At 72.3% G+C, this 12,739-nt stretch carries 10 protein-coding genes; all 10 read left to right on the forward strand.

What is annotated here, in order from left to right; genetic code table 11:
- The first annotated feature begins 212 nt into the window (after positions 1-212).
- The 10 genes from VIW71_RS00785 to pcaB all read left to right on the forward strand — a co-directional run bounded on the left by VIW71_RS00785 (position 213) and on the right by pcaB (position 12,698).
- On the forward strand, positions 213-1,079 hold the full coding sequence (locus tag VIW71_RS00785; RefSeq protein WP_331619813.1) for an arylamine N-acetyltransferase family protein: 867 nt from the start codon (positions 213-215) through the stop codon (positions 1,077-1,079).
- A 63-nt stretch (positions 1,080-1,142) separates the two neighbouring features.
- A complete protein-coding gene (locus VIW71_RS00790; RefSeq protein WP_331619814.1) occupies positions 1,143-2,717 on the forward strand; it encodes a class I adenylate-forming enzyme family protein in 1,575 nt (524 codons plus the stop codon).
- Positions 2,714-4,369 carry an FAD-dependent monooxygenase gene (locus tag VIW71_RS00795; protein WP_331619815.1) on the forward strand — a complete coding sequence of 552 codons (1,656 nt, stop codon included), beginning with the start codon at positions 2,714-2,716 and terminating at the stop codon, positions 4,367-4,369. Before VIW71_RS00790 ends, VIW71_RS00795 begins: the two co-directional genes overlap by 4 nt.
- Complete coding sequence (locus VIW71_RS00800; protein WP_331619817.1) at positions 4,366-4,953, forward strand: flavodoxin family protein; 588 nt, start codon at positions 4,366-4,368, stop codon at positions 4,951-4,953. Before VIW71_RS00795 ends, VIW71_RS00800 begins: the two co-directional genes overlap by 4 nt.
- Positions 4,954-5,026: 73 nt before the next feature.
- Positions 5,027-5,743, forward strand: coding sequence for a response regulator transcription factor (locus VIW71_RS00805; RefSeq protein ID WP_331619818.1), 717 nt, complete (start codon positions 5,027-5,029; stop codon positions 5,741-5,743).
- Between the two features lie 173 nt (positions 5,744-5,916).
- The gene (locus tag VIW71_RS00810) at positions 5,917-6,471 is read left to right on the forward strand and encodes an SRPBCC family protein (protein ID WP_331619819.1); all 555 of its coding nucleotides are present in this window, start codon (positions 5,917-5,919) and stop codon (positions 6,469-6,471) included.
- A gap of 29 nt (positions 6,472-6,500) precedes the next feature.
- A complete protein-coding gene (locus VIW71_RS00815; RefSeq protein WP_331619820.1) occupies positions 6,501-8,087 on the forward strand; it encodes a class I adenylate-forming enzyme family protein in 1,587 nt (528 codons plus the stop codon).
- Positions 8,087-9,316 carry an FAD-dependent monooxygenase gene (locus VIW71_RS00820; RefSeq protein WP_331619821.1) on the forward strand — a complete coding sequence of 410 codons (1,230 nt, stop codon included), beginning with the start codon at positions 8,087-8,089 and terminating at the stop codon, positions 9,314-9,316. Before VIW71_RS00815 ends, VIW71_RS00820 begins: the two co-directional genes overlap by 1 nt.
- Entirely contained in the window at positions 9,313-11,289 is a 1,977-nt protein-coding gene (locus VIW71_RS00825) for an FAD/NAD(P)-binding protein (RefSeq protein ID WP_331619822.1), read from the forward strand. Before VIW71_RS00820 ends, VIW71_RS00825 begins: the two co-directional genes overlap by 4 nt.
- Positions 11,286-12,698, forward strand: coding sequence for a 3-carboxy-cis,cis-muconate cycloisomerase (gene pcaB / locus VIW71_RS00830; protein ID WP_331619823.1), 1,413 nt, complete (start codon positions 11,286-11,288; stop codon positions 12,696-12,698). Before VIW71_RS00825 ends, pcaB begins: the two co-directional genes overlap by 4 nt.
- Positions 12,699-12,739 lie beyond the last annotated feature (41 nt).

Raw genomic sequence — 12,739 nt, forward strand, 5'->3', positions numbered from 1 at the left:
CATCGGGGCGGCCCTTCTCGGCATGCACGAATGCACCTCTGGAGCGCACGGAGAGGAATATGTCAGGTCGGTGGGAGGCGGCCCGGGCGACTTGACGGATTCCGGCCCAGGTGACAATCCCGAGGTCCATTCGTTGAGCACCGGAACGGCCCGGCGAATACTTCGGATGACGACTCCGACAGGTTCGGGACACTGCGAAGAAGGGTCATCCAATGGACCAGTCCGTTCTGCCGAAGCCACCGGGTTCGGAACCTGAATGGGGAATCGACCAGCTGGATCTCGACGCCTATTTCTCCCGTATCGGATACGACGGGCCGCACACCGCGACATTCGAGACGCTGCGCCGGATCCACCGTGCCCACGCCGACTCCATCACGTGGGAGATCATCGACATGGCGCTCGGCCGGCACGTCTCGCTGGACCTGAAGAGCGTGCAGCGCAAGATCGTGGCGGACGGCCAGGGCGGCTGCTGCCTGGAGAGCAACCTGCTGTTCGCCGCGGCGCTGGAGCAGCTCGGCTTCCCCGTCGTCCGGCACATCGCCCGGGTCCGGCGAGGCAACAACCGGGTCCGTACCCGTTCGCACGCCGTGCTGCTCGCGGAGGTCGACGGCACGTTGTGGATGTGCGATCCCGGCTTCGGTGACGAGACCCCGCTGGAGCCGATGCGCTTCGAGGACGGCTCGACGCTCACCGTCGGCGACTGGACCTGGCGCCTCGATCAGGAGGGCGAGGACTGGGTGCTGCGCTGCGAGCACGCCGACGGCTGGTTCGACGTGTACGCGCTGCGCCTGGAGCGCCACCACATGGTGGACTTCGACATGATCAACCACTTCTCCTACGCCGACCCCAACTCGGTGTTCGTCGATCGCCTCGTCGTCCAGCTGGGCACCGGGAAGGAGCGCAACGTCCTCAAGGACAACGTGCTGGTGACCCAGTACGCCGACGGGCGGACCGAGAGCGCCGAGCTGACCGGGGACCAGATCGTGCGGACGCTGCGCGAGACGTTCAACATCAGGCTCCGCGACGAGGACGCGCACGCGCTGGGAGAGCGCTTCGGAACTCCGCAGCCGACGGACTGAGCCCGGCGCCCTCGCCTCCCCCGGGGAAGGCCGCGCTCGCTCTTCTGCACAAGGAGAATCGCCATGACACCGATCACCGCCCGCAAGGACGCCCTGTACCTCGGGCTGGTACCCGAACTCGCCGCCGCCCGGCACGGCAGGACCTCCCTGACGCTCGACCACGACCTGGACGTCCTGCCCGGCACCGGCCGACGACTGAATGTGGCCGAACTCGCCCGGCACGTCGCCGACTTGGCGGCGCGGCTGCACGCCGTCGGCATCCGGCCGCGCGAGCACGTGGCCATCTACAAGTCGAACAACTTCGACATCTACCTGCTGGCCACCGCCGCCGCCCGGATCGGCGCCGTCCCCGTCATGCTCTCCCCGGCCCTGGACGGCGCGAGCGTCACCGCTCTACTGGATCGCCTGGGCAGGCCGAACCTGGTCACGGACGACGCCAAGCTCGACGGCCCGCTGGCCGAGTCGGCCCTGGACAGGGTCACCAGCCGACTGCTCGTGGTCGGCGGCGCCCGCGAGGGCGCGGTCAGCCTGAGCGAGCTGGCCGGCGCGCCGCTGGTGCCGCCGGTGGTGAACGCCCCCGACGACACCGCGCTGATGACGCACACCTCGGGCACCACCGGGCTGCCCAAGCTCGTCATGCACACCGCGAGGAGCCTGCGGGGCCGCTGGCGCCCGCAGAACCGGCTGGCCGGACTGATCCGGCGCCGCGAGACGGTCGCGATCCACGTCTCGTACGTGCACTCGCGGATGTTCCTGGCGCTCGCGGTGCTGCTGCCGCGCGCCATGCCGCTGGTCATCATGAACGACTCCGAGCCGGCGAAGGTCGCGGACCTGTTCGCCAGGACCCGGCCGGGCTTCCTGGAGACCCACCCCAACTCGTTCATGGCGTGGGAGGAACTGGTCGACGACGCCCGCCGTCCGCTGTCCAACGTCAAGTACTTCAGCAGCACCTTCGACGCGATCCACCCCGGCACCATGGACCGGCTGCTGCAGGCCTCCGACCGCCGCTCGCCGCTGTTCTTCCAGATCTACGGTCAAAGCGAGTGCGGGCCGCTGGTCGGTCGCGGCTACACCAAGGCCAACGCGCACAAGGCGGACGGCCGCTGCCTGGGATACGCGATGCCGGGGATCACCAAGTACCGCGTCGTACCGCGCGACGGGCACCGGCCGTCCCGTGAACACCCCGGCTACATCGAGGTGTTCACTCCCGGCCGGGCGGTGGGCTACTACGGCGAGCGGGACCGGTTCGAGCAGCAGGAGCGCGGGCTGTGGTGGCGCGGAGGGGACGTGGGCTTCCGTACCAGGCTGGGCTGCCTGCACCTGCTGGACCGTGAGGTGGACGTCATCCCGACCATCCACAGCACGCTGGAGTTCGAGGACAAGGTGCTCGCCCGCCTGCCGGAGCTGACAGAACTCGTGCTGATACCCGGGCCGGACCAGGAGCCGGTGCCGGTGCTGTGCACGCGTGACGACAAGCCGCTCGACCGCACGCGGTGGGACGAGGCGGTGGCCGAATTCCCGACGCTGGCCGACCCGGTCCAGATGTCGCTGGACGAGCTGCCGCGCACCGCCACCATGAAGGTGCAGCGCCTGGAACTCGTCCGCCGGATGCGCGCCGGACGGGAGTCGGGGGCATGACACGCGTGCGCCCCGCCGGCACCGACGTCGACGTGCTCGTCGTCGGCGCCGGCCCCACCGGCCTGCTGGCCGCCTGCGAGTTGCTGCGCCGCTCGGTGCGGGTCCGCGTCATCGACCACGCACCGCAGCCGTCCACCGCGACCAAGGCGCTCTCCTTGTGGCCGCGCGCCCTGGACATCCTCGACGACGTGGGCATCGGTACCCGGATCCGGCAGCTGTCCAACCGCATCGACGCCTTCAGCTACTTCTCCGAGCGCAGGCCGCTGGCGTCGTTCGGATTCCGGGAGGACCTGGCATCGCGGATCGTGCCCCAGCACGTCACCGAGAGGCTGCTGACCGAGCGGCTGCACGAGCTGGGCGGCACGATCGAACGCGGCGTGCGGCTGCGCTGGCTGGAAGGTCCGGACTACTCGGGACGGATCGACACCTCGCCGACCGTCACCGCCGTCCTCCAGGCCCCGGACCGCGGCCTGGAGGCGGTGCCGGTGCCGTTCCTGATCGGTGCCGACGGAGCGGGCAGCACGGTGCGCGGCCAGCTGGGCATCGGGTTCCTCGGCAGTACCTACGAGATGGCCTTCGCCCTGGTGGACGCCCGCATCGACGGCGCGCTGCCGTCGAACGAGATCCGCTACTACCAGTCCGGCACGGGAACCCTGGTCGTCGTGCCCTGCCCCGACGGCGTCTACCGCTTCCTGTCGGTGGCACCGCGCGACGAACGCGAGGTCGGCGTGCCCATGATGCAGGCGGTCCTCGACGAGCGCGGCCCCCGGGGGGTGCGGATCGCCGAACCGGTGTGGCAGGCGGTCTTCCGCGTCCACGCCCGCCACGCGACCTCCTACCAGCTGGGCCGGGTCTTCCTGATGGGGGACGCCGCGCACGTCCACAGCCCCGCGGGCGGGCAGGGCATGAACAACGGTCTGCAGGACGCCCACAACCTGGGCTGGAAGCTCGCCTCCGTCATCCACGGCACGTCCCCCTCCTCGCTGCTGGAGACGTACGGCAGGGAACGCTCCGAGGCGACCCGCCGCATCGTGCGGGACACCGACCTGCAGACCCGGGCATGGGGGGTGCGGGGCACCGCGCGGGTCGCCGCCCGCGACGCGGCGTTCCGTCTGGCGGACCGTACGGGCGTGGTCTCCCGGGGCTACACGCCGGTGATGGCCGGGCGCCGCCTGGCCTACGTCCCCGAACGCGAGACGCAGCACCCGTCGGGACGGGCCGCGTGCCGGGTGCGCCACTGCCTGCCCGGCGGCGTGCCCGTCGGGTCGGTCTTCCCCGGTCCGCTCCCCCGGGCGGGCGGCGGGAGCGGCGGGCCGGGCGCCACGACCGCCTGGACGCTGGCCGTGGTGCCCCCGCGCGACCCCGCGTGGATGACCGAGCTCGGCCACGTCGCCGCCCGCAGCCCCCTGCTGCGGGTCGTCCGGCTCGATGCCGGCTCCGCCCGGGTGACCGGCTGCGGACGGCCGGGGTACTACCTGATCCGCCCGGACGGGCACATCGCGGCCCACGGTCATGCCCGCGACCTGAACCGGCTGGAGACCGAGGTACGGCACGTCCTCACTCCCGCCGGCCGCCCGCCGGACACCGCCTCCGGCGCCACCGGCACCGGCACCGGCACCGGCACCGACGGCACCGTGGAGGAGGGGCGATGACGCGTGATCCTTCCGTGGTGGTCGCCTACCACTCGGGCACCGGGCACACGGCGGTCCTCGCCGAGGCCGTCGCGCAAGGCGCCCAGGAGGCGGGTGCCCTGGCCGAACTGGTGGCGGTGGACACCATCACCGACGAGCAGTGGGGGCGCCTGGACGCCGCGGACGCGATCGTCTTCGGGGCACCGACCTACATGGGCACCGCCTCCGCCGCGTTCCACGTCTTCGCGCAGGCGACGTCGGACCGCTGGTCGCGGCGGGCGTGGAAGGACAAGCTGGCCGCCGGCTTCACCATCGCGGGTGCGATGTCGGGCGACAAGCTGCACACGCTCCAGTACTTCACCGTCCTCGCCTCCCAGCACGGCATGCACTGGGTCAACCTCGACCTGCCGCCCGGCTGGAGCTCCTCCGTGGGGAGCGAGCACGACCTCAACCGCCTCGGCATCACGCTGGGAGCCGGCGCGCAGGCGAACACCGACGAGGGCCCGGAAGCCGTCCCGAAGGCGGACAGCGAGACCGCCCGCCACCTCGGCCGGCGGGTCGCCCGGACCGCCCGCGCCTTCACGCCGTCCCGGCTCGCGCCGTAGCAGGCCACGCGGCCCTTCGTACGCACGACCGCGGTCCGCGAGGGCCGCTCCCCTACAGAGACGTGGGAACACCATGCTGGCCACACTTCACGCCGACCACGCCGAAGACGTTCCGCCAGGCGCGCCGCCCCCGGTGACGATGTTGGTCGTCCTCCAGAACGAACTGGTCCGCCACGGCATCCTCAGCATGCTCAAGAGCGTGCCGGCCGTGGGATCGACATGGGTGTACGGGGCGGCCGCCGAGGCGTGCCGCCTGCTCGCGGCGCTCCGGCCGGACGTCGTGCTGTGCCACGGCGGCGACGAGAGCACCGCGTCGCTGATCGAAGCCGCCCGGCTGCACGGTGCCCGCAGCCTGCTGCTCCTGCAGGACCTGGAGGTGGAGACCCTGGGGCAGTCCCTGCTGGCCTCCGCCGACGGCTTCCTGATGCAGTCGGAGGTGACGGTGAGCGCGCTGCGGACCGCCATGGAGCGGCTGAGCCGGGGCGAGATGCCGCTTCCCGCCGACCTGGCCCGCCTGCTCATCTCCCGGCTGCGGCAGGCGCCGGCCGCACCCTCCGCCCGCGCGGTCTGCCTGACGCCGCGTGAGCAGCAGGTCCTCTCCCTGGTCGCACAGGGGCTGAGCAACAAGCAGATCGCACGCCGGCTGGACCTGAGCGAACACGGGGTGAAGCGGCACGTGACGAACCTGCTGGCCAAACTCAACTGCCCGAATCGGACACACGCCGTCGCGCTCGCCCTCAGGGAGGGGCTGATCCTGCCCGACGAGCGCGCCCGCCCGGCGTACTCGTGACGGCCGCCGGCACCCGCCGGGAATTCATACGGACGCGTGTGCGGCAGGAATTCCCGCCGGTACCCCGCCGGGAATTCATGGCGCACACGCGTCCGGTCACCACGGAAAAGACGATTCCCCATCATCAGCGCGGACCCGTCCGGGTCCCCGAGAAGAATCGGGAGCAGCGTCCCATGACGCAGAGCACACACAAAGCCCCGCCTTTCGAGGTACGGATCGAGACCGAGGTCGCCGCGACACCGGAAGAGGTGTACGCGGTCGTGAGCGACATGCCGCGGACCGGTGAATGGAGCGAGGAATGCCAGGGGGGCGCATGGGTCATCGGCAGCCCCGCCACCGTCGGCGCCGTCTTCGAAGGCCGCAACTACCGCCCGGAGTCCGTGGTGGCATGGGCCCCCGTGGTGCGCGGTGAATGGTTCACCCGGGCCGAGGTCGTGGCTGCGGAGCCCGACCGGGCCTTCCGCTGGGCCATGTGCGACAGTGCCGGAAAGGCGCAGGAAAGCGTGTGGTCCTTCGAGATCGAGCCCGCGGACGGCGGCAGCCGCCTCGTCCACCATTTCCGCATGGACTCCGTCACCGAAGGAATCCGCGGCATCACGTCGGGCATGGGCGACGCCGAACGTCGGAGGTTCTTCAGCGAATGGCAGGAGAAACTCTTCGGCGACATGTCCGCCACCGTGGCCCGTTTGAAGAACGTCATCGAGAAGGACGCCGTCCGGAACAACTGACTCTCCGCACCGGGAGAGAGGGTGAAAACGTGTTTCTGCAACGCATAGGAAACCGGGGTATCCGGCTGGGCACGCTCTTCGAGCGGGCGGCCTCCCGGCATCCCACGAACCTCCTGGTCCTGGACCACGACCTCGACATCGCCCCGGAGACGGGGCGCCGCATGACGGTCGCCGAAGCGGCCGACCTCGTCGACGACTTCGCCTCCCGCCTGTGGGCCGCGGGATTACGCCCCGGCCGCCGGATCGTGATCCACAAGTCCGACGGCTTCGACATCATGCTCCTGGCCTGCGCCGCCTCCCGCATCGGCGCCGTACCGGTCCTGCTCTCCCCCCGGCTGGACGGCGAGACCGTCGCCGCCCTCCTGGAGCGCGCCGAGCGGCCGTACCTGCTGACCGACGCCGCCAAACTGGACAAGGACCTGCCGGAGGCGGTCTTCTCCCTCACCAGCAAGGTCCTGCTGGCCCGCGGCAGCCACCCGGACGCCACCTCGCTGCGGTCCCTCACCGGCGTCCCGAGGGTCCCCGCCGTCACGTCGCCGCCCGAACACCCCGCCCTGATCACCCACACCTCCGGCACCACCGGGCTGCCCAAGCTGGCGGTCCACACCGGGCGCACGCTGCAGGCCCGCTACCGGCCCCAGGCCGCCGTCATCGCGCCGGTCATCCGCGGCCGCGAGACCATCGCCATCCATGTCTCCTTCGTCCACTCGCGCCTGATCACCGCACTGTCGATATCCCTCCTGCGCGGGTTCCCGATCCTGGTGCTGGCCCACTCCGAACCCGCCCACGTGGCCGCCCTGTTCGCCGAGCTGCGGCCGGGCATCATCGAGGCGCACCCCAACTCCTTCATGCGGTGGGAGGAGCTGGCGGACGACCCACGCGGCCCGCTGGCCGACGTCAAGCTGTTCAGCAGCACCTTCGACGCCATACACCCCCGCACGGTGCGCCGCCTGCTCGCCGCCTCCCGCCGCAGGAACCCGCTCTTCGGCCAGCTGTACGGGCAGAGCGAGGTGGGGCCGGCCGTCGTGCGGTCCTTCTCCCCGCGGCGCCCGCAGGACGCCGACGGACGGTGCGTGGGCATGGCGTTCCCCGGCATGACCCGGGTCCGCGTGGTGAGCCGGAACGGGCGGCCGCCGTCGAAGGACAACCCCGGCTACATCGAGGTGCAGAGCGACGGCCGGATCATCACCTACCTGGGCGAGCAGGAGCGCTACGACAAGCAGGAGGACAACGGCTGGTGGCGGATGGGCGACGTCGGCTACCGGACCCGGTGGGGCTGCGTGCACCTGCTGGACCGCGAGGTGGACATGATCGAGAGCGTCGGCAGCACCCTGGCGATCGAGGACGCCCTGTTCTCCCGCCTGGAGCAGCTCGCCGAGATCGTGGTCGTCCGCGACCAGAACGGCAACGCGGTCCCGGTGGTGTCCACCAGGGACGACCTGCCGCTGGACAGGGACGCCTGGGCGGCGGCGGTCAGGGATCTGCCCGCGATGGCCGACCCCGTGCAGCGCAGTCTGCGCGATCTGCCGCAGACCGCCACCACCAAGATCAAGCGTCTGGAACTGGCCCGCCAGCTGGACGCGGAAGCAGCCCCGCCCGCCCCCGGGGCGTCGTGATGGCGCGGATCATCGTGGTCGGCGGCGGTATCGGCGGCCTGGCCACCGCCCTGGCCGTCACCGCCGCCGGCCACGACACCGTCGTGCTGGAACGGGCCGACCGCTTTGCGGAGATCGGAGCGGGCATCCAGCTCGCGCCCAACGGCATCCACGCCCTGGACCGCCTGGGGCTGGGCGAGGCGGTGCGGCGTACCGCCGTCGCGATGTCCGAACTGCGCTTCATGGACGGCGTGACCGGCAACTGGGTCACCAGTGTTCCGCTGTCCAGCGCCTACCAGCGCCGCTTCCGCAACCCCTACGTCGTAGTGCACCGCGCCGAACTGCACAAACTGCTCGTCGACGCCTGCCTGGGCAACGCCCGGATCGAGCTGCACAGCGCCTGCGAGACCACCGGCTACCTCCAGGACGCCAGCACGGTGACGGCCGTCCTGCGCGACGGCCGGCACTTCACCGGCGACGCCCTGATCGGCGCCGACGGCATCCATTCGCAGATCCGCGGCCAGATGCTCGACGACGGCGCGCCGAGGATCTCCGGCATCACCGTCTACCGCTCCGTCATCCCCATGGAGCGGGTCCCGTCCCGCTTCCCGGTCCGCTCGGCGGTCACCTGGTGGGCCGGTCCCGGCTGCCACTTCGTGCACTACCCGATCGCCGGCGGCACGTTCCTCAACCTCGCCGCCAGCAGCGACAACGGGGCCACCGAGGCGCTCACCGGGGTCGCCGTCACCAAGGACGCCGTGCGCCGGGAGTTCGCGGCCCTGTGCCCGGCCGCGCGCGATCTGCTGGAACTCGGCGAGGACTGGAAGAGCTGGGTCCTGGTGGACCGCGACCCGGTGGCCGACTGGACCGACGGACGGGTGGCCATGCTGGGCGACGCCGCCCACCCGATGCTGCACTACGCCGCGCAGGGGGCCTGCCAGGCCCTGGAGGACGCGGTGCTGCTCGGCGACACCGTCGACTGCCACGCCGACGAACTCCCGCAGCGCCTGGAGAAGTACAACGCGGCGCGGCGCGAGCGCACGAGCCGCATCCAGGTGCTGGCCCGCGACAGCGTCCGGCTGTGGCATCCCCGCGGCGCCGGGGCGCACGCCCGCAACGCGATGCTGTCGGCGATGTCCGCCGAGCAGCTGCACGACCACCTGGCCTGGATGCACGGTGCCCGCCACTTCGGCGCCGACGCGGAATCGGCAGCCCCGCACGGCGCGGTGGCCGGGGAAGGAGACGCATGAACAGCCGGATGCAGGTGTGCGTGATCGGCGCCGGCCCCCGTGGTCTGTCCGTGCTGGAACGGATCTGCGCCCGCGAACGCCGCCGGGCGTCGTGCGGGGAACTGGTCGTCCACCTGGTGGACCCCGAGGCCCCCGGCCCGGGGAGGGTGTGGCGCACCGACCAGCCCCGCCACCTGCTGATGAACACGGTGGCCTCCCAGATCACCCTCTACACCGACGACAGCGTCGAGATAGAGGGCCCGATCGAGCCCGGCCCCACCCTCTACGACTGGGCCCGCGAGCTCGGCAGTGGCGCCGGGGACGGCCGGTGCGACGACGAGACGCTCGCCGAGGCCCGGGGCCTGGGTCCCGACAGCTACCCGACGCGGGCCTTCTACGGCCGCTACCTCCAGGACGTCTTCCAGCGGCTGGTGGACGGAGCCCCGCGGCACGTCACCGTCCAGGTGCACACCTCCCGCGCCGTCGCGATGGCCGACACGTACGGCGTCACGGGCGGCCCGCAGGGCGTCCGTCTGGAGAACGGCACCCGGCTCAACAACCTGTCCGCCATCGTGATGGCACAAGGGCACCTGCCCTCCCATCCCTCTCCCCGCGAGGCCCGCACCGCGAGCCTGGCACGCATCCACCACCTGACCTACATACCGCCCGGCAACCCCGCCGACCACGACCTCAGCGAGGTCAAGCCGGGCGAGAACGTGCTGCTCCGCGGCCTGGGTCTCAACTTCTTCGACTACATGACGCTGTTCACCGCCGGCCGCGGCGGACGCTACGAGACCCGTGACGGCCGGCTGCTCTACCACCCCTCGGGCGAGGAACCGCGGATGTTCGCCGCCTCCCGGCGCGGCATCCCCTACCAGGCGCGCGGCGAGAACCAGAAGGGGCCATACGGCCGGTACACCCCGCGGCTGCTGACGCCGCAGGTCATTGAGGAGCTGCGCGAGCGGCACCGCGCCGGCCGCCTGCTGCGCTTCTCCACCGACCTGTGGCCGCTCATCGCCCGAGAGGTGGAGAGCGCCTACTACGGCACGCTCCTGCGCAGCCGCGGCAGGGGCGCCGAGGCGGAGGACTTCATCGCCCGCTACCTGGCCGCCGGCGGCCTCATGGACCTGTCCGGGCTGCTCGACGACTTCGGCATCGAGCCGGACGACCACTGGGACTGGGACCGGCTCGCCCGTCCCTGCGGCAACCGGACGTTCGGCGGCAGCGAGGAGTTCCACCAGTGGCTGCTGGACTACCTGAGGCGCGACGTGCGCGAGGCGAGGGCGGGAAACGTGGACGGTCCTCTCAAGGCCGCCCTCGACGTCCTGCGCGACCTGCGCAACGAGATCCGGCTGCTGGTCGACCACGGTGGCGTGGACGGCAGTTCGTACCGCGACGACGTGGTCCAGTGGTACACCCCGCTCAACGCCTTCCTGTCCATCGGCCCCCCGGCCTCCCGCATCCAGGAGATGGTCGCGCTGATCGAGGCGGGGGTCCTGCGGCTGATCGGACCGGGCACCGGGATCCGCATCGCCACCACGGACCCCGCCTTCCTGGCCAAGTCGCCCGTGGTGGACGCGGAGCCGGTACGGGCCACCGTACTCATCGAGGCACGGATGGGTGAGCCGGACCTGCTGCGCACGGCGGACCCCCTGCTGCGCCACCTGCTGGAGACCGAGCAGTGCGCCCCGTACAGCATCCCCACCGCGAACGGCCGCGTCTACCAGACCGGCGGGATGGCCGTCACCGAACGGCCGTACCACGTGATCGACGCCGACGGCCACGCCCAGCCGCGCAGGTTCGCCTACGGGGTGCCGACCGAGTCGGTCCACTGGGTGACGGCCGCGGGCATCCGGCCGGGCGTCAACTCGGTCACCCTGGGCGACTCGGACGCCATCGCCGCCGCCGTCCTGGCGCTGCCTGAGGCGACCACCCTCCCCGCCGCCGTCCACGCGCAGGCCGAGGAGATGTACGTGAGGGGGGTCGCCGTATGAGCGCGACCACCAGGTGGGAGGCGGCACCGGCCGACGCCGGGCTGCTGTCCCCGGTACGGGCCGGGACGGAGGTGGAGGAGGCGGTCGGCGACCGCGCGTGGCTGCAGGCCATGCTCGACGCCGAAGCCGCCCTGGCGCGGGCGCAGGCAACGCTGGGTACGCTGCCGGCCGACGCCGCGCGGGCCATCACCACCGCGGCCCGCGCCGACCGGTTCGACCTGCGCGCCCTGGCGCTCGCCGCCCGCGAGACCGCCAACCCGGTGGTGGGTCTGGTGGCGGCGCTGACCGAGCAGGTCGACGCGGACAGCCCGCAGGCAGCGCAGTACGTGCACCGCGGATCGACCAGCCAGGACATCCTCGACACCGGGGCGATGCTCGTCGCCTCCCGCGCGCTGCGCGTCATCCGGGCCGACCTGGCCAAGGTGACCCAGGCTCTCGGGTCCCTGGCCCTGGAGCACCGCGACACCCCGATGGCGGGCCGTACCCTGGCTCTCCAGGCGGTGCCCACCACCTTCGGCCTGAAAGCCGCCGGCTGGCGCCGGCAGATCCTGCTCGCCGACGAGCACCTGGCGCGGCTGCTGGCCGGCGGCCTGCCGGTGTCGCTCGGCGGGGCGGCCGGGACGCTGGCCGGATACCTGGAGTACGCGCGGCTGGAGGGGGTCGGGGCGCCGGACGGTCCGGACGGCTATCCGCAGCGCCTGGCCGCGGCTTTCGCCAAGGAGACCGGCCTGGCCCGCCCGGTGCTGCCGTGGCACTCACTGCGGGCGCCGGTCGCCGAGCTGGGAGCCGCCCTGGCGCTGACCACCGGTGCGCTCGGCAAGGTCGCGGTGGACGTGCTGTCGATGGCCAGGACCGAGGTGGGGGAGGTCGCCGAGCCGGGCCCGCCCGGCAGGGGTGCCTCCTCGGCCATGCCGCACAAGCGCAACCCGGTGCTGAGCACACTGATCCGCAGCGCGGCCCTCCAGGTGCCGCTGCTGGCCGCCGGTCTCGCGCAGTGCCTGATGTCCGAGGACGAGAGGTCCGCGGGCGCCTGGCACGCCGAGTGGTCCATGCTGCGCGAGTGCCTGCGGCTGACCGGCGGGGCGGCCCGCTGCGCGGCCGAACTGGCCGAGGGCCTGCGGGTACGTCCGGAACGGATGCGGGCCAACCTGGCGCTGACCGGCAGCCAGGTGGTCTCCGAGCGGATCTCGGCGGTGCTGACGCCGCGCCTGGGCAAGGCCGAGGCGCGGGCGGTGCTGGCGGACGCCGCCGAGACCTCCCGCCGGGAGGGCGGCACCCTCACCCGGGCGCTCGAGGCCGACCCGCGGCTGTCCGGGGTGATGAGCCCTCAGGAGATCGCCCGGCTCGCGGATCCGGCCGAGTACACCGGTGCCGCGGCGGCGCTCGTCGACCAGGCCGTCACCTCGTGACCGTCGACCGCCCCGGCGTCCCCCCATGCGCGCCGCCACGG

It is taken from the genome of Streptomyces sp. (assembly GCF_036524955.1).
GTDB lineage: Bacteria > Actinomycetota > Actinomycetes > Streptomycetales > Streptomycetaceae > Actinacidiphila.